Annotated in this window: 18 protein-coding genes; 16 read left to right on the top strand and 2 right to left on the bottom strand. The window is 75.5% G+C overall.

Going from position 1 to position 16,905, the window contains the following annotated elements; all coding sequences use genetic code 11:
- Positions 1-37 precede the first annotated feature (37 nt).
- Positions 38-3,133: an ATP-binding protein gene (locus FB558_RS06320; protein ID WP_142049005.1), complete on the bottom strand. Its 3,096-nt coding sequence runs from the start codon at positions 3,131-3,133 to the stop codon at positions 38-40.
- 138 nt (positions 3,134-3,271) lie between these two features.
- Between FB558_RS06320 and FB558_RS06315 the strand changes: the two genes are divergently transcribed.
- The 12 genes from FB558_RS06315 (at position 3,272) to FB558_RS06260 (ending at position 12,834) form a co-directional block, all read left to right on the top strand.
- Positions 3,272-3,487 (top strand): helix-turn-helix domain-containing protein, encoded by a 216-nt coding sequence (locus FB558_RS06315; protein WP_142049003.1) that lies wholly within the window; start codon positions 3,272-3,274, stop codon positions 3,485-3,487.
- 10 nt (positions 3,488-3,497) lie between these two features.
- A complete protein-coding gene (locus FB558_RS06310) occupies positions 3,498-4,070 on the top strand; it encodes a Clp protease N-terminal domain-containing protein (protein WP_142049001.1) in 573 nt (190 codons plus the stop codon).
- Positions 4,071-4,139: 69 nt separating this feature from the next.
- The gene (gene trmD / locus FB558_RS06305) at positions 4,140-4,901 is read left to right on the top strand and encodes a tRNA (guanosine(37)-N1)-methyltransferase TrmD (RefSeq protein WP_142048999.1); all 762 of its coding nucleotides are present in this window, start codon (positions 4,140-4,142) and stop codon (positions 4,899-4,901) included.
- Positions 4,902-5,037: 136 nt separating this feature from the next.
- The gene (gene rplS, locus FB558_RS06300; protein WP_142048997.1) at positions 5,038-5,397 is read left to right on the top strand and encodes a 50S ribosomal protein L19; all 360 of its coding nucleotides are present in this window, start codon (positions 5,038-5,040) and stop codon (positions 5,395-5,397) included.
- Between the two features lie 33 nt (positions 5,398-5,430).
- Positions 5,431-6,687: a signal peptidase I gene (gene lepB / locus FB558_RS06295; protein ID WP_425467972.1), complete on the top strand. Its 1,257-nt coding sequence runs from the start codon at positions 5,431-5,433 to the stop codon at positions 6,685-6,687.
- A 39-nt stretch (positions 6,688-6,726) separates the two neighbouring features.
- Positions 6,727-7,596 (top strand): ribonuclease HII, encoded by an 870-nt coding sequence (locus tag FB558_RS06290; protein ID WP_142048995.1) that lies wholly within the window; start codon positions 6,727-6,729, stop codon positions 7,594-7,596.
- The gene (locus FB558_RS06285; RefSeq protein ID WP_142048993.1) at positions 7,593-7,916 is read left to right on the top strand and encodes a DUF2469 domain-containing protein; all 324 of its coding nucleotides are present in this window, start codon (positions 7,593-7,595) and stop codon (positions 7,914-7,916) included. The genes FB558_RS06290 and FB558_RS06285 overlap by 4 nt, the downstream gene beginning before the upstream one ends.
- A 112-nt stretch (positions 7,917-8,028) precedes the next feature.
- On the top strand, positions 8,029-8,385 hold the full coding sequence (locus FB558_RS06280) for a YraN family protein (RefSeq protein ID WP_142048991.1): 357 nt from the start codon (positions 8,029-8,031) through the stop codon (positions 8,383-8,385).
- Positions 8,385-9,890, top strand: a complete 1,506-nt coding sequence (locus FB558_RS06275) for a YifB family Mg chelatase-like AAA ATPase (RefSeq protein WP_142048989.1) — start codon at positions 8,385-8,387, stop codon at positions 9,888-9,890. Before FB558_RS06280 ends, FB558_RS06275 begins: the two co-directional genes overlap by 1 nt.
- Positions 9,887-11,065: a DNA-processing protein DprA gene (gene dprA / locus FB558_RS06270; RefSeq protein ID WP_142048987.1), complete on the top strand. Its 1,179-nt coding sequence runs from the start codon at positions 9,887-9,889 to the stop codon at positions 11,063-11,065. Before FB558_RS06275 ends, dprA begins: the two co-directional genes overlap by 4 nt.
- A gap of 31 nt (positions 11,066-11,096) precedes the next feature.
- Positions 11,097-12,020 (top strand): tyrosine-type recombinase/integrase, encoded by a 924-nt coding sequence (locus FB558_RS06265; RefSeq protein WP_170231202.1) that lies wholly within the window; start codon positions 11,097-11,099, stop codon positions 12,018-12,020.
- A complete protein-coding gene (locus FB558_RS06260) occupies positions 11,995-12,834 on the top strand; it encodes a FliA/WhiG family RNA polymerase sigma factor (protein WP_142048985.1) in 840 nt (279 codons plus the stop codon). The genes FB558_RS06265 and FB558_RS06260 overlap by 26 nt, the downstream gene beginning before the upstream one ends.
- A 13-nt stretch (positions 12,835-12,847) precedes the next feature.
- Here FB558_RS06260 and FB558_RS06255 read toward each other — a convergent pair whose 3' ends face one another.
- Entirely contained in the window at positions 12,848-13,447 is a 600-nt protein-coding gene (locus FB558_RS06255) for a murein hydrolase activator EnvC family protein (RefSeq protein WP_246106273.1), read from the bottom strand.
- A gap of 323 nt (positions 13,448-13,770) precedes the next feature.
- On the opposite strand from FB558_RS06255, the gene rpsB reads away from it, so the two are divergent.
- From rpsB to frr, 4 genes are read left to right on the top strand one after another with little or no spacing between them, the layout of a single operon-like run.
- Positions 13,771-14,673 carry a 30S ribosomal protein S2 gene (gene rpsB / locus FB558_RS06250; protein WP_142048981.1) on the top strand — a complete coding sequence of 301 codons (903 nt, stop codon included), beginning with the start codon at positions 13,771-13,773 and terminating at the stop codon, positions 14,671-14,673.
- Positions 14,674-14,721: 48 nt separating this feature from the next.
- Positions 14,722-15,537 (top strand): translation elongation factor Ts, encoded by an 816-nt coding sequence (gene tsf / locus FB558_RS06245; RefSeq protein ID WP_142048979.1) that lies wholly within the window; start codon positions 14,722-14,724, stop codon positions 15,535-15,537.
- Positions 15,538-15,557: 20 nt separating this feature from the next.
- The gene (gene pyrH / locus FB558_RS06240; protein ID WP_142048977.1) at positions 15,558-16,346 is read left to right on the top strand and encodes a UMP kinase; all 789 of its coding nucleotides are present in this window, start codon (positions 15,558-15,560) and stop codon (positions 16,344-16,346) included.
- A complete protein-coding gene (gene frr, locus FB558_RS06235; RefSeq protein WP_142048976.1) occupies positions 16,343-16,900 on the top strand; it encodes a ribosome recycling factor in 558 nt (185 codons plus the stop codon). The genes pyrH and frr overlap by 4 nt, the downstream gene beginning before the upstream one ends.
- Positions 16,901-16,905: the final 5 nt, after the last annotated feature.

Raw genomic sequence — 16,905 nt, 5'->3', positions numbered from 1 at the left:
TCCCGATCACGCAGCGTTCCCGATCACGCCGTCCCGATCACGCTGTCCCGCTCAGCCGGGCCGCGGTCGCGGCGGCGCGGTCGCGGAGCCACGGCGCGTCCGCGCGGACGGCCTCGTCGACCGCGGAGCGGGCGCTGACCCGCGCCCCGGCCCGGTCGCCTGCGGCCGCCCGCAGCTCCGCGTCGATGCGCAGGAGCTCGGCGAGCAGGTAGCGCTGGTCACTCGCGGTGGTGCGGTGCACGGCCTCGTCGACGACCGCGAGCCCGGCGCGCGGGTCGCCGGCGCGCAGGTGGGCGCGGGCCAGCAGGCTGAGCCCGAGGGTCAGGTGCAGCGGCTGGTCCTGCCGGAGCTGGTCGGTGGCCCCGCGGATCACGTCGACGCCGTCGAGGTCGCCGTCGAGGACGTCGCACCACCCCCGCAGGAACCGGGCGACGATCGCGAAGTACCCGATGTTCACGGCGTGCGTGGCGGTGTCCAGGGCGTCGACCGCGGCGCGCAGGTCCCGATCCCCGGGCTCGAGCGCGACCAGGATCGCGTCGAAGGCACGGACGTATCCCGTGGTCATCGGGTCGTCGAGCTCCGCGGCCACCCGCAGCGCCTCGCGCATCGACGCCGCGGCGTCGGCGGGCCTGCCGCGGAAGAGCTGCGTGAGGGCCAGGCGGGACGAGCACACCCCCAGCGGGTCCTGGCCGTGGAGCGCGACGTGCAGCGGGGCGTCCTCGATGCGGTAGGAGCCGATGGCGGCGCGCAGGTGGTGCTCCGCGGCCGCGAACCCGCCCCGCCAGAACGCGCTGACCCCCAGCACGTACTCGCCCTCGGTGCGCGCGGTCGGCTCGGTCCCGGCCGTGGCGACCAGCTCCCTGCCCATCTCCTCCGCCCGGTCGAACGAGAGGGTGGCCACGGCGTGCAGCGCGAGGCCGCGCAGCACGGCCGCGCTGGGGCGGCGCCCGAGCTTGCGGTGCAGGGTGAGCGCACGCTCGAAGCAGTGCAGGGCCTCGGGCGCGCCGTAGCCGCGGCGCGCGACCAGCGGCACCCCGAGCGCCGAGCGCAACCTCAGCTCCACCTCGTCGCGCCCCGCACCGCGCGCCGACTCGTCGAGCAGCGCCACCGCGCGCTCCAGCAGGGCGATGCAGTCGTCGAGGGCGAAGACGCGGTGGGCGTGGCGGGCGGCCCGCTCGTAGGCCGCGACGGCGCGGGAGGCGAGCCCCGCGCTGGTCCAGTGGACGGCGAGGCGGGCGCTGACCGGGTCGAGATCGGCCGCGTGGTGCACCTCGACGGCCTCGGCGACCCGGCGGTGCAGCCGACGCCTGCGCGCGGGGCTGATCAGTTCCACGGCGACCTCGCGCAGCCGGTCGTGGCTGAAGTCGAACGCCGGACCGCGTTCGCGGATGACGTGGTGCTGCCAGAGCTCGTCGAGGTCCTCGGTCAGCTCGTCCTCGGGGCGCCCGGCGGCGGTGGCGAGGACCGCCGGGGTGAACTCGCGGCCGATCGTCGCTGCGACCTCGGCGAGCGCCCGGGCTCCCGGCGAGAGGCGGTCGAGGCGGGCGCTGATCACGGCGTGCACGGTGGGCGTCAGCGCGACGCGCCCGCCCGTGCCCGCGCCGAACCCCGCCCGCACGGCCTCGAGGACGAACAGCGGGTTGCCCTCGGTCTCCCGCCACAGCCGGGCCGCGGCATCGGGGTGCAGGCCCGGGCCGACCTGGGCCGCCATCGCGGCCGTCGCGGCGGCGTCGAGGGGCCCGAGGGGGATCGTCGTGACGGCGCCCGCCGGGGCGAGGTGGCGGCGCAGGCGCGCCACCGCCCGCTCGCCCGCGGCGTCGTCGTCGCGGGCCGTGCCCGCCACCAGCAGGGGAGCCGACGGCGCGCTGCGGACGAGGTAGCCGCACAGCTCGACCGTGTCGGTGTCGCACCACTGCAGGTCGTCCACGACGAGCAGCAGCGGGCGGCCCGTCGCGAGGAGGCCGCGGCGGACGGCGTCGAGCAGGTGGTGGCGGCGGCCGACGTCGGTGGCCGGCGGCCCGTCCGGCAGCTGCGGGTGCGCCAGCCGGAGCTCGGGCAGCAGCCGCGCGAGCTCGGCGAGCCAGGCGTCGCCGAGGGCGTCGAGGCCGGCCCGCACGGGCTCGGACCGCAGCCAGTCGACCACCGGTCCCCACGGTGGTCGGCCCGCCGCCTCGTAGGCCCGGCCGCCTGCCACGGCGTGCCCGTCCGCGGCCGTGCGCCGGGCCAGCTCCTCGACGAGGCGCGACTTGCCGATGCCCGCCTCCCCGGTGACCAGCAGGAGGTGGGCCCGGCCCCCGGAGGCGGCGCGCCACGCCGCGCGGGCCGCCCGCCACTCGGCCGCCTGGCCGACCAGCTCGGGTCCGGCGGGACCCGTCGGGCCCGTCGCGCGGAGTCGTGCGGCGACCGCGGTGGTCGCGGGCTCGGGGGTGACGCCCAGGTCGCGGGCCAGCCGCTCGGCGAGGCGTTCGTACACGCGCAGGGCCTCGCTCCGCTCGCCGCGCCGGGCCAGCGTGCGCATCAGCAACCGGCAGGTGGGCTCGTGCAGGGCATCGATCCCGAGCAGCCGGCGCGCGTACGCCACGACGTCGGTGTCGCGGTGCTCGGCGTCGGCGTGGACCGCGAGCCCGGCCAGCGCCTCGACGGCGAGCAGGCGCAGCCGCTCCCGCTCGGCGACCACCCACTCGTCGTCGCACGCCGGCAACAGGTCACCGCCGTAGCAGCGCGCCGCGCCCGCAGGGTCCCCGCCGGTGGCGGCGTCGGTGAACGCCACGACGTCGAGCCACGCGGCCCCGCCGCACCAGCGCACCGTGCGCGCGCCTGCGTCGACGACCTCGCCGGGTGCGGGGAGGGCGCGGCGGAGGTCGTGGAGCAGCTTGCGCAGGTTGGTCCGGGCCTGGGCCGCGGTCGAGTCCGGCCAGAGCTCGCCCGCCAGCCGGTCGCGGGGCACACCCGCGTCCCGGGCGAGCGCCACCCGCGCGAGCAGGCGCTGCATGCGCGGCGCGGTGAGCTCCGGCACCGTCCGCCCGTCGAGGGTGGCGCTCGCCTCGCCGAGGCAGCGGAGCACCAGGCGCGCGCGGCCGGTGCCGGACGGGGTCCGGCGACGGGTCGCGCGGGTGGCGTTCGGTGCGGGCACGGTGGTCCTCGGCGGTGGACGGGTGGCAGGCGGTCCAGTGCACCGCTGAACCGGCGGACGGGCAACGGCCGTTCGGCGCAGCGAGCCGCGGTGTCAACTAAGGTTGACAGAGGCGGTCTGTCAACGTAGGTTGACGGCATGAGCGATGCCACGAAGGTCGCGGCGGCGGCGTCCAGCAGGGACCCGGCCGTCGGGTTGGCGGCGGTGGCGTCCCTGCGGGGACTGCTGGAGTCGCTGGAGGAGCTGCAGGTCTCGAACGCGCGGTCCCAGGGCTGGTCCTGGCAGCAGATCGCGGACGCACTGCACGTGAGCCGACAGGCCGTGCACAAGAAGTACCGCCGGTACGGGTTCTGAGGGGAACGAGATGTTCGAACGGTTCACCGGCGAGGCCCGCAAGGTCGTCGTCGACGCCCAGGAAGAGGCGCGGACGCGGGCGGCGGACGAGATCCGCACCGAGCACCTGCTCGCCGCGATCTACACGGTGCGGGACGACCTCGCGCTCGCCGTGCTCGACGAGCTCGGCGTCGACGAGGCCGACGTGCTGCGCGACATCGACCGGCTCCGCCCCGGCTCGGCCCCGGCGCTCGACGCCGATGCGCTGTCCGCGATCGGGATCGACCTCGACGAGGTGCGTCGCCAGGTCGAGGAGGCGTTCGGGCCGGGCGCGCTCGACCGCACGCGGGCCGCCCACGGCGGGAGCCCCGGTCGTCTCTTCGGCCACATCCCCTTCGAGGGCCAGGCCAAGAAGGCGCTCGAGCTCGCGCTGCGCGAGGCGGTCCACCTGCGGCACGACCGCATCGGCGCCGCGCACATCCTGCTCGGGCTGATCCACGCCGACGGCGGGGCCGCCCACCACGTCCTGGCCGCGCGAGGGGTGCGGCTGGAACCGGCCCGGGCGGTCGTGGAGCAGCTGGTGCGCGACCGCAAGGCCGGATGAGGGGGCCGCGCGCCGCGCCCGCATCGGGTGGGTGCGGCGCGCGCCCGGCCGTCCTGGCAGCATCCGTCCGTGCGGATCGACGTCATCACGATCTTCCCCGGCTACCTGGCCCCGCTGCGCGAGGCGCTGCTGGGGCGGGCGATCGCGGCCGGGCTGGTCGACCTGGACGTGCACGACCTGCGCGACTGGACGCACGACGTGCACCAGGCCGTCGACGACGCGCCCTACGGCGGCGGGCCCGGCATGGTGATGCGCCCGCAGGTCTGGGGGGAGGCCCTCGACGCGGTGCTCGCCCGGGACGCGCGGACGCCGCGGATCGTCGTCCCGACGCCCGCGGGGCGGCCGTTCACCCAGGCCACCGCACAGGAGTGGGCCGGAGCGGAGCGGCTGCTGTTCGCGTGCGGCCGCTACGAGGGCATCGACCAGCGCGTCGTCGACGACGCGCGCGGTCGCGGCCTGCCCGTCGACGAGGTGAGCATCGGCGACTACGTGCTCGTCGGCGGCGAGGCCGCGGTGCTCGTGATGGTGGAGGCCGTGGTGCGGCTGCTGCCCGGCGTGCTCGGCAACCCGGCGTCGGCGGAGCAGGACTCGTTCTCCGACGGGCTCCTGGAGGGCCCGGCCTACACCCGGCCCGAGACGTGGCGCGGTCTCGCCGTCCCGGAGGTGCTGCGCAGCGGCAACCACGCGGCGATCGCCCGGTGGCGCCGCGACCGCGCGCTGGAGCGCACGGCGCAGCGACGGCCCGACCTGCTCGCCGCCCTGCCCGAGCGCGCCCTCGACAAGGCCGACCGGGCGTTCCTGGCGAGCCTGGAGGGCTCGGGGGACGGGTGATTTCACCCGCCCGCCGGGCGTCTGGCACTATGGACTGGTTGCCCGCGCCCGACGCGGGCCTGCCCGGCGCCCCCGTGCTCGACTGCGAACGGCGCCCCTGCACGACCGCCACACGGACCGAGGACGGATCTTCGCGATGAACACCCTGGACGCCCTGGACGCACAGCTGCTGCGCTCCGACATCCCCGCCTTCCGCCCGGGTGACACGCTCAAGGTGCACGTGAAGGTCATCGAGGGCAACCGCTCCCGCATCCAGGTCTTCCAGGGCGTCGTCATCCGGCGCCAGGGGGCCGGGGCCCGCGAGACCTTCACCGTCCGCAAGATCTCGTTCGGTGTCGGCGTCGAGCGCACCTTCCCGGTGCACTCCCCGAACATCGACAAGATCGAGCTGTTCACCCGCGGCGACGTGCGCCGCGCCAAGCTCTACTACCTCCGTGAGCTGCGCGGCAAGGCCGCGAAGATCAAGGAGAAGCGCGAGACCCCGTCCGCGTCCTGACCGCCTCACCGCGGTTGCCGTAGCCTCGTGGGCGTGGCCCTCCCCGAGCTCCCCGACGACCGTCGGGCGCGCCCGCGGCTCGCGCCGGAGCCGGGTCACCACCCGCAACCGCCCGGTCAGCGGCCGATCGCGCCGCCGGACGTCCCGCCCCCGGGACGCCCGGTCCCGCGGCCCGGCGTCCCGAACGGGAATCCGCCCGGTCCGGCAGGCAACGGGCGGCCCACGGGCGGCATGCCCGCGCCCGCCGGTCCGAACGGCGCGCCCGGTGTCCGTCCCGGTGGGAACGTGCCCCCCGCGCGGCGCGCCGGCCCGCCCGACCCCGCCGACGACGAGCCCACGGTCGTGCACGGGGACCTGCTGGGCGGCGCGGCCGCGGAGTCTCCCGAGGCCCCGGGCCGGCACCGCAGGCGGGCGGGCGCGTCCCCGCAGGGCCGGCCCGCGTCGGAGTACCGCGAGCAGGTGGAGGCGAGCGGCCGCAAGGTCCGCCCCGGCCGGCGGCGGCGCCCGACGTTCTGGAAAGAACTGCCGATCCTGATCGTCACGGCGCTGGTGCTCACGTTCCTGATCCAGACGTTCCTCGCGAAGGTCTACGTGATCCCGTCCGGGTCGATGGAGACCACGCTGCACGGCTGCACCGGCTGCAACAACGACCGCGTGCTCGTCGACAAGATCACCTACCGGTTCACCGACCCCGCCCCGGGCGACGTCGTGGTCTTCCGCGGCCCGGACAGCTGGAGCAGCGAGATCGACGTCGAGGAGCCGAGCAACGCGGTGACGCGGGGCCTGCAGCTGTTCGGGTCCCTGATCGGGCTCGCCCCGCCGAGCGAGAAGGACTTCGTCAAGCGGATCATCGCGGTCGGCGGCCAGACCGTGCAGTGCTGCGACGCGCGCGGCCAGGTGATGGTGGACGGCGAACCGCTCGACGAGCCCTACGTCTACTACCTCCCCGAGGCCGGACCGCCCAAGCAGGCGCCGTTCGGGCCCGTCACGGTCCCCGAGGGGCACCTGTGGATGATGGGCGACAGCCGCAACAACTCGGCCGACTCCCGGGTGCCCGACCACGGCGCCGTGCCCGTCGAGAACGTCATCGGCCTGGCCCGGCTGGTCGTGCTGCCGTTCGACCGGTTCGGGTGGATCGAGGCGGACGACCCGCAGTCCACGGCCGTCGGCATGGGTGACGGGGCCGGCACCCCGCTCGCCCTCGGGATGATCGGCACGCTCCCGCTGGCGGTGGCCCGGCGGCGCCGGGCGGCGGGCGACCCGCAGTTCCTCCCGCGTCCGCCCCCCTGAACGCGCGCCGCCGGAACGCCTGGCGGACACTGCTCCCCGATGGCCGCACGACCCGTACCCCGCAGGCGCACGCGCCGCCCGGTGCGCCCCACCCTGCCGCCCGAACTGCGCCCCACCCGCGCCGTGGTGCGCCGCTCGGGCAGCTGGACCCTGCAGAGCACCCTGCACCGGCACGGCCTGGGCCCCGTCGCGGGCGTCGACGAGGCGGGCCGGGGTGCCTGCGCGGGCCCGCTGGTGGTGGCCGCGTGCGTCCTGCGTCCCGGCGACGCCAAGCGACTGGAGGGGCTGACCGACTCCAAGCTGCTCACCCCGGCGGCCCGCGAGGAGTACTACGCGCTGATCACCCGCCGCGCGCAGGACTCGGCCGTGGTCGTCATCCCGCCCGAGGAGGTCGACCGCCGCGGCGTGCACGTCGCCAACGTCGAGGGGATGCGCCGCGCCGTCGCCGGGTTGCGCGACCGGCCCGGCTACGTCCTGACCGACGGGTTCGCGGTGCGCGGGTTCGGCAGTCCGGCGCTGGCGGTGCCGAAGGGCGACCAGGTGGCCGCGTGCGTCGCGGCCGCGTCGGTGCTGGCGAAGGTCACCCGGGACCGGATCATGGTCGCGCTCGACGCGGAGTTCCCGGAGTACGGGTTCGCCGAGCACAAGGGCTACTGCACGCCGGTGCACGACCAGGCGATGCTCGCGCACGGCCCGAGCCGGGTGCACCGCTACTCGTTCGTCAACGTCCGCGCCGCCCGTGACGGGGTGCGGCCGCCCGCCGTGCCGCCGGGGGAGGAGATCCTGGGCGAGCCGGGGGACGACACCATCGAGGCGGGGCTCGCCGAGGACCTCGCCGAGGGTCTGGTCCACAATGGGGCGCTCGTCGTCGGGACGTCCGACGGTGCCGGAGGAGGGGTAGGACCGTGAGCGCCGAGGATCTCGAGAAGTACGAGACCGAGATGGAGCTCACGCTCTACAAGGAGTACCGGGACATCGTGGCCCAGTTCTCCTACGTCGTGGAGACGGAGCGTCGCTTCTACCTGGCCAACTCGGTCGACGTCGCGGCCCGCAACGCCGACGGGGAGATCTACTTCGAGGTCCGGATGTCCGACGCGTGGGTGTGGGACATGTACCGGCCCGCGCGGTTCGTGAAGAACGTCCGGGTGCTGACGTTCAAGGACGTGAACGTCGAGGAGCTGGACAAGCCCGACCTGCGCCTTCCGGAGGGCAACCAGTTCGGGGCATAGGCCTCCGACGGTCGCGGGCCGCCCCGGGTGGGTTGTCCACCTCGCCCCCCGGCTGTCCACAGTTCTCGCAACGGGCTGTCCGGCGCCGCCCACCTCGCCGATCGTGGTCGGCATGGCAGCGAAGGACGTGCTCGGGCGCCGCGGTGAGGACCTCGCGGCGCAGTACCTCGAGCGGCAGGGCCTGGTGGTCCTTTCCCGCAACTGGCGGTGCCGCCACGGCGAGCTCGACCTGGTCGCCACCGACTCCACCCGGCTGGTCGTGTGCGAGGTCAAGACCCGCTCGAGCACCCGGTTCGGGGTGCCGGCCGAGGCGGTCGACCGGCGCAAGGCGGCCCGCATCCGGCTGATCACCCGGGCCTGGCTCGCGGCGCACCAGGTCCGCTGGTGCGAGATCCGGTTCGACGTGCTCGCCGTCGTGGCCGAGCCCGGGGCACCGGTCACGGTCCAGCACTACGAGGGGGCGTTCTGATGGCGCTCGCACGCGCACACTCGGTGGCACTGCTGGGCGTCGACGGGCACGTGGTCGAGATCGAGGCCGACGTCGGGGGCGGGCTGCCCGGGTTCCACCTGGTCGGGTTGCCCGACGCCGCGCTGCACGAGTCGAAGGACCGGGTGCGCGCGGCCATCGTCAACAGCGATCGGAGCTGGCCCAACGAGCGGATCGTGCTGGCCCTCTCGCCCGCCACCCTGCGCAAGGCGGGCAGCGCGTTCGACCTGGCGCTCGCCTGTGCCGTGCTCGGCGCGTGCGAGGTACTGCCACAGGCCGCCCTCGACCGCACCGTCCTGCTCGGGGAGCTCGCGCTCGACGGCAGGTTGCGCCCGGTCCGCGGCGTGCTGCCGTGCCTGCTCGCGGCCCGCGAGGCGGGGATGGAGCGGGCCGTGGTGCCCGAGTCCTCGCTGGCCGAGGCCGCCCTCGTGGAGGGCATCGCGGTGCACGGGGCGCCCAACCTCGACGCGGCGCTGGCGTTCCTGGGCCACGGGCACGCGTTGCGCAGGCCGGGCGCGATCGTCCACGACGAGGCCGTGCGACCGCTGGACCTCGCCGACGTCGTCGGCCAGGACGACGCGCGGCACGCCATCGAGATCGCCGCAGCCGGCGGTCACCACGTGCTGCTGGTGGGCCCGCCGGGCACCGGGAAGACCATGCTCGCCCAGCGCTTCGTCGGGCTGCTGCCGCGCCTGGGCCCGGAGGAGGCGCTCGCGCTCGCGGCGGTCCGGTCGGTCGCGGGGCGGTTGCCCGGGGGCGGCGCGCTGAGCACGCTCCCGCCCTTCGTGGCGCCACACCACTCCAGCTCGATGGCCGCGCTCGTCGGCGGCGGCAGCGGCCTGGCCCGCCCCGGCGCCGTGTCGCTGGCCCACCTCGGGGTCCTGTTCATGGACGAGGCGCCGGAGTGGGGAGCGGCCATGCTCGACGCCCTGCGCACGCCGCTGGAGGAGGGCGAGGTGCGGCTGGCCCGGGCGGAGGGCACCGTGGCCTACCCGGCGCGGTTCCAGCTCGTGCTGGCGGCCAACCCGTGCCCGTGCGCGCCTGCGCACGACCGCGACTGCGTCTGCCCGTCGCTGGTGCGCCGCCGCTACCTGGGCCGGTTGTCGGGACCCCTGCTCGACCGCGTGGACCTGCGCGCCCGGATGTTCCCGGTCACGGCGCTCTCGGCGGCAGGCGAGGGCGAGGACACGGCCACGGTCCGGGCCCGGGTGCAGGCGGCCCGTGCCGCGGCCGCGGAGCGCTGGGGGGCGTTCGGCTGGCGCACCAACGCGGAGGTGCCGGGCCCGGTCCTGCGCACGCGGTTCGCCCTGCCCCGGCCCGCCGTGCGGCCGCTCGACGCCGGGTTGCGCGCGGGCGAGCTCACCGCGCGCGGCGCGGACAGGGCGCTGCGGGTGGCGTGGACCTTGGCCGACCTGGGCGGGCGGGACCAACCCGATGAGGACCTGGTCGCCACCGCTCTGTACTTCCGGGACCGGAGGGCGGCGTGAACGAGCGGATCCTGCACGCGCGGGCGTACCTGTCACGGGTCGCCGAGCCGCCCGCCGCGGCGCTGGCTGAGCTCGTGGCCGAGGTCGGGCCCGTGGAGGCGGCGGCACGGGTGCGTGACGGGCGGGTGGGCGAGCGCGTGGCGGGGGAGACCGGGGTGCGCCGGGCGGTGTACCGGGCAGGGGAGGACCTCGCCGCCGCGGCGGCGGCCGGCGCGCGGCTGCTCGTCCCGGAGCACGACGACTGGCCGGGCGACGCGTTCGAGGCCTTCGAGGCCGCGGGAGCGCGCGAGCTGGCACCACCGCTCGCGCTGTGGGTGCGCGGGCCGGGAGCGCTCGGCGCCCTCAGCAGGCACGCGGTGGCCGTCGTGGGGGCGCGCGCGGCCACCAGCTACGGCACCCACGTGGCGGGGGAGCTGGGCGCCGGGCTCGCCGACCGCGGTTACACGGTCGTCTCCGGTGCCGCCATCGGCGTCGACGGCGCCGCCCACCGCGGGGCCCTCGCGGTGCAGGGGCCCACCGTGGCGGTGCTCGCGTGCGGCGTGGAGCGGGCCTACCCGGCGTCGCACCAGCTGCTGCTGGAGCGGATCGCCGCCGAGGGGCTCGTCGTGAGCGAGTACCCGCCGGGCAGCGTGCCGGCGCGCCACCGCTTCCTCGTGCGCAACCGGCTGATCGCGGGCATCGCCGGCGGCACCGTGGTGGTGGAGGCGGGGTTGCGCAGCGGGGCGCAGCGCACCGCGTCCGACGCCGTCTCGCTCGGGCGGCCGGTGATGGCCGTGCCGGGCGCGGTGACCTCGGGCCTGTCCGCGGGCTGCCACCGGCTCGTGCGCGACGGTGCGCTGCTGGTCACCCGCACCGAGGAGGTGCTGGAGGCGGTGGCCCCGATCGGGCTGCACCTGGCCGAGCTCCCGGACCTGGGAACCGCGCGCTCCACCGACGGACTCGACGCCGCGGCCGCGCGCGTCCACGACGCGCTGCCGGCGCGTGCCGCCCGCGACACGCGCTGGCTCGCGCTCGAGTCCGGTGTGCCGATCGGCGCCGTGCGCGCCGCCCTCGTCGCGCTGGAGCGCCGGGGGCTCGTGGAGCACCGGGACGGCCGCTGGCGGCGGTGCCCGGTCGTGGAGGAGCCTGCGCCACCGGCCCGAGCGGGCGCCTCGACACGCGCGGGCGGTGCTTGACCGGGGGAGCGGGTGCGCGCACGGTCGAGCGATGTCGTCCCCGCCGGAGCCAGTGGTCACCGCGCCCGGGCCGGCGGCGGCCCTCGACGCGTTCCTGCAGCACCTGGAGCTCGAGCAGGGTCGTTCGGCGCACACGGTCCGGGCCTACCGCAGCGATCTCGCGGGGCTGCTCGCGGGCGTCGGCGACACGCACGAGGTCGACCTGGCGCTGCTGCGCCGCTGGTTGGCGGCCGGGCACGCGGCGGGGCTGGGCCGGGCCACGCTCGCCCGGCGCGCGGCCGCCGCCCGCACCTTCACCGCGTGGGCGCACCGCACCGGCCGGCTGCCGGGCGATCCGGGTGCCCGGCTGGCCTCCCCGCGCCCGCGGCACGCGGTCCCGGAGGTCCCCACCGCCGAGGAGGCCGCCGCCGTGCTGCACGCCGCGGGCAGCGGGGCGGCGGAGGACCACCCGGTGGCGCTGCGCGACCTGCTGGTGCTGGAGCTGCTCTACGCCACCGGGGTGCGCGTGGCCGAGCTGTGCGGCCTCGACCTGGACGACGTCGACGGCGAGCGGCGCGCGTTGCGGGTCGTCGGCAAGGGCGACCGGGAGCGCACCGTCGTCTACGGTGTGCCCGCCTCCGACGCGCTGCGACGCTGGCTGGCCCGCGGGCGCCCGGCGCTGGCGCGCCAGGGGTCGCCGCGTGCGCTGCTGCTCGGCGTGCGCGGCGGGCGGCTCGACACCCGGGTCGCGCGAGGGGTCGTCCACCAGGCGCTGTCCGCCGTGCCCGGCGCGCCGGACGTGGGGCCGCACGGCCTGCGCCACGCTGCGGCAACGCACATGCTCGAGGGCGGCGCGGACCTCCGTTACGTACAGGAGTTGCTCGGTCACGCTAAGCTAGCAACCACTCAGCTCTACACGCAGGTGACGGTCGAGCGGCTGAAGGTGGTTCATGAGCAGGCGCACCCGAGGGCATGACGTCGTCCAGCCCCCATCGGCGCAGCTCAGAGCCGTCCCCGGTCCGGTCGTGCAGGTCGCGGTGCACCCGGTGGCCCCGACGCCCGTCGACGAGCTGTGGGCCGCGTTCCTGGCCGAGCCCAGCCGGGCGCTGCGGGACCGGCTCGTCGTGCACTACACGCCGCTCCTGCGCGCCGTCGCCCACCGGCTGGGGAGCGCGCTGCCGTCCTACGTCGAGGTCGGCGACCTGGTGCAGTGCGGGGTCTTCGGCCTGATCGACGCCATCGAGCGCTTCGACCCGCAGCGCAGCCCCCGCTTCGAGAGCTACGCCGTCGCGCGCATCCGGGGCGCGATCATCGACGAGCTGCGGGCGCAGGACTGGGTGCCGCGCACCGTCCGGGGGCGGGCGCGGGAGCTGGAGCGGGCCCAGGAGCGCCTGGAGGCGCGGCTGCTGCGGGCACCCACCGACGCCGAGCTGGCCGCCGAGCTCGGAGTGGGCGTCCACGAGCTGCGCTCGGCCGGCCGGGGGGTGCAGCTGATCAGCGTGGAGGCGCTGGACGAGAACAGCGGCGGTGTCTCGGAGGTGCTGGCCGACGAGGGCGCGCCCGACCCGATGACCGTCGTGCAGACCACCGAGACCTTGCGGCAGCTGGCGCTCGCGGTCGCGCAGCTGGGCGAGCGCGACCGCGCCGTGGTGCGGCTGTACTACCTCGAGAACCGCACCCTCGCCGAGATCGGCAGGGTGCTCGGCGTGACCGAGTCGCGGGTCTGCCAGCTGCACACCCGGCTGGTCGGCCGCCTGCGCGGGCGGCTGGACGAGCTGGCGGCCGGCTGAGCCGCCGCCGGTCTCACGGCCCGGCCGCGGGCCACGGGACGGGCACCGGCAGCAGCCGCACGTGCGGCGGGCGCAGCAGCACGAGCGGGTCGAGGTACTCCTGCCGGCCCCGCCGCAGCCCCCAGTGCAGGCACGCGGCGGGCGCGCAGGCGGGGTGCCCGGCTTCCAGCTGCCCGAGGACGTCACCGGCGCGCACGACGGCGCCCGCGGCGACGAGGGGGCGCACCGGCTCGTACGTCGTGCGCAGCCCGTCGTCGTGCTGCACGGACACCACGCCGCGCCCGGCCACGGGCCCGGCGAACACCACGGTGCCGCCGCGCGCGGCGAGCACGGCCTGGTCCGCGGTTCCGGTGAGGTCGACACCCCGGTGCCCCGGCCCGTAGACGTGCTCCGGCGCCCGGAAGGGCACGGCGACCGCGGGCGCAGGCAGCAGCGGCCAGGCGTACCGGGCGCCCGGGGCGGGCACCCCCGCGCCGGGCGGTGGTGGCGGTGGCGGCCCGGCGTCGGGTGGCGGGGCGGCGTGGGCGACCGCGGTGCCGGTCGCGCCGAGGACCGCCACGACCGCGAGCCGCACGAGGAGGGCCGCTCCACCCCGGCGCGCGCGTCCGTCCACGCCCGTAGCCTCTCCCGCGGGGACGGCCCGCGGGGCCCGTCGGCGCGGCCCTGTGGATGGTCCGGAGCCGAGGTGGACGGCCGCGGGACGCGCCGTCGGGGCGTTCCCGCCCGCGGCGTACACTCGATCTGCACCTCGACGGCGTCGGGGTGACTTCGCGCGTGTGCGCACCCGCATCGAGCGGGAGCGGTGGACGGGCGGTCCCGGGCCTCCCGGGTCCGGCCACCGGCGCCACGCCAGGGCGGTGCCGCCGACCGGCGCTCCGCGAAACCGCGTGCGTGGCCGCTCGAGGGCCGCGCCTGACGAGAGGGTGAGTACCGGCCGTGGCCGTCGTCACCATGAAGCAGTTGCTGGATTCCGGTGTGCACTTCGGGCACCAGACCCGCCGCTGGAACCCGAAGATGAAGCGCTACATCCTCACCGAGCGCAACGGCATCTACATCATCGACCTGCAGCAGACCCTGTCCTACATCGACCGGGCCTACGAGTTCGTCCGCGAGACCGTCGCCCACGGCGGCACGGTCATGTTCGTCGGCACGAAGAAGCAGGCGCAGGAGGCCATCGCCGACGAGGCGGGCCGGGTCAACATGCCGTACGTCAACCAGCGGTGGCTGGGCGGCATGCTCACCAACTTCCAGACCGTGCACAAGCGCCTCCAGCGCCTCAAGGAGCTGGAGTCGATGGAGCAGACGGGGGGCTTCGAGGGTCGCACCAAGAAGGAGATCCTCATGCTCACCCGCGAGAAGGACAAGCTCGAGAAGACCCTCGGCGGCATCCGCGACATGTCGAAGGTTCCGAGCGCGGTCTGGATCGTGGACACCAAGAAGGAGCACATCGCCGTCGGTGAGGCCCGCAAGCTGGGCATCCCGGTCGTCTCCATCCTGGACACCAACTGCGACCCCGACGAGGTCGACTTCCCGATCCCGGGCAACGACGACGCGATCCGCTCGGCCGCGCTGCTCACCAAGGTGATCGCGCGCGCTGCCGCCGACGGCCTGATGGCGCGTTCTGCGCGCTCGCGCGGCGGCGACGCCGAGGAGAAGCCGGAGGCGGGCGTCGGCACCGACGAGCCGCTGGCCGAGTGGGAGCAGAACCTGCTCTCCGAGGGTGCCGGGTCCGACGGCGCCAGCCTCACCGCGGCCGGTCAGGCCGCCGAGGCGCCCAACCCGGCCGCCGAGCCCGCGCCGGCCTCCACCAGCAACGGCACGCAGCAGACCGCCGGCTGAACAGGCCTTCCCCCCGACACCTCCCGAACAGAACGGACGAAAGGCACCATGGCGAACTACACCGCCGCCGACGTCAAGAAGCTCCGGGACCTCACCGGTTCCGGGATGATGGACTGCAAGAAGGCGCTCGAGGAGGCCGAGGGCGACTTCGACAAGGCGGTCGAGCTGCTCCGCATCAAGGGCGCCAAGGACGTGGGCAAGCGCGCCGGCCGCGAGACGGCCAACGGGCTCGTCGCGGCCGAGGGCGGCACGATGGTCGAGCTGAACTGCGAGACCGACTTCGTCGCCAAGAGCGACGACTTCCAGGCGCTCGCCGACAAGGTCCTGCGCGTCGCGGTCGAGCAGAAGCCGGCCGACGCCGAGGCACTGCGGAAGGCCCCGCTCGACGGGGCCACCGTCGACGACGCCGTGCAGGCGCTGTCGGCCCGCATCGGTGAGAAGCTCGAGCTCAAGCGCTACATCCACGTGGACGGGCCGGTGGCGCTGTACCTGCACCGCCGCGCGTCGGACCTCCCGCCGGCCATCGGCGCCCTGGTGGCGTACGAGGGCGCGGGCGACGAGGCCGCCAAGAGCGTGGCGATGCACATCGCCGCTGCCCGCCCGCAGTACACCACCCGTGAGCAGGTCCCCGGCGACGTGATCGACAACGAGCGTCGCATCGCCGAGGCCACCGCCCGCGAGGAGGGCAAGCCCGAGCAGGTGCTGTCGCGCATCGTCGAGGGCCGGATCAACGGCTTCTACAAGGACGTCGTGCTGCTGGAGCAGCCGTCGGTCCACGAGCCGAAGAAGACGGTCAAGGCGCTGCTCGACGAGGCGGGTGTCACCGTCCGCGACTTCGCCCGCTTCGAGGTCGGCCAGGCCTGAGGCCGGCCGAGGACTGCATGATGACCACCCCACGGATCGGCTCCGACGGCCCCGGCCCCGGCTTCCGCCGCGTGCTGCTCAAGCTCGGCGGCGAGATGTTCGGCGGCGGGGCCGTCGGGGTCGACCCTGGGGTGGTCGAGACCGTCGCCCGCCAGATCGCGGAGGTCGTCGCCACCGGCGCCCAGGTCGCCGTGGTGATCGGCGGGGGCAACTTCTTCCGCGGCTCCGAGCTGCAGCAGCGGGGCATGGACCGCGCCCGTGCCGACTACATCGGCATGCTCGGCACCGTCATGAACTGCCTCGCGCTGCAGGACTTCCTGGAGCGCGAGCACCACGTCGACACGCGCGTCCAGACCGCCATCACCATGGGGCAGGTCGCCGAGGCCTACATCCCGCGCCGCGCGATCCGGCACCTCGAGAAGGGGCGGGTCGTCATCTTCGGTGCGGGTGTCGGCATGCCCTACTTCTCCACCGACACCGCGAGCGCCCAGCGCGCCCTGGAGATCGGCGCGGAGGTCGTCCTGATGGCGAAGGGCGTCGACGGCGTGTACACCGCCGACCCCAAGATCGACCTCGACGCCAAGCTGTACGACGAGATCACCCACCGCGAGGTGCTGGAGCAGGGGCTGAAGGTCGCCGACGCCACGGCGTTCAGCCTCTGCATGGACAACAAGATGCCGATCATCGTGTTCAACCTGCTCGTCGAGGGCAACATCGCCCGCGCGGTGCGGGGTGAGAGGATCGGCACGCTGGTCAGCACCCCGGGCTGGAACGATGGATCTGGGCAGGAAGGCAGGGACGCGCCGTGATCGACGAGACGCTCTTCGACGCCGAGGAGAAGATGGAGAAGGCGGTCGCCGTCGCGAAGGACGACCTCGCCTCCGTGCGCACCGGCCGGGCGACGCCCAACATGTTCTCCCGCGTGGTCGTCGACTACTACGGCGCGATGACCCCGATCAACCAGCTCGCGTCCATCAACGTGCCCGAGGCGCGCATGGCCGTCATCAAGCCCTACGACGCCAGCCAGCTCAAGGCCCTCGAAACCGCGATCCGCAACTCCGACCTCGGGCTCAACCCGAGCAACGACGGTCAGATCATCCGCGTGGTCATCCCGCAGCTGTCCGAGGAGCGGCGCCGCGAGATGGTGAAGGTCGCGCGCGGCAAGGGCGAGGACGCCCGCGTCACCATCCGCAGCATCCGCCGCAAGGCGATGGACGAGCTGCACCGCATCGTCCGGGACGGCGAAGCGGGTGAGGACGAGGTCGGGCGCGCCGAGAAGGAGCTGCAGAGCGCCACCGACCGCTACGTCCACCAGGTCGACGACCTGGTGAAGCACAAGGAAACCGAGCTGCTCGAAGTCTGACGGTG

The sequence above is a fragment of the Pseudonocardia kunmingensis genome (genome assembly GCF_006716445.1).
GTDB classification, from domain to species: Bacteria; Actinomycetota; Actinomycetes; order Mycobacteriales; family Pseudonocardiaceae; genus Pseudonocardia; species Pseudonocardia kunmingensis.
The sequence above is the reverse complement of the archived record's forward strand: the minus strand, read 5'-3'. Positions and strand labels throughout refer to the sequence as shown.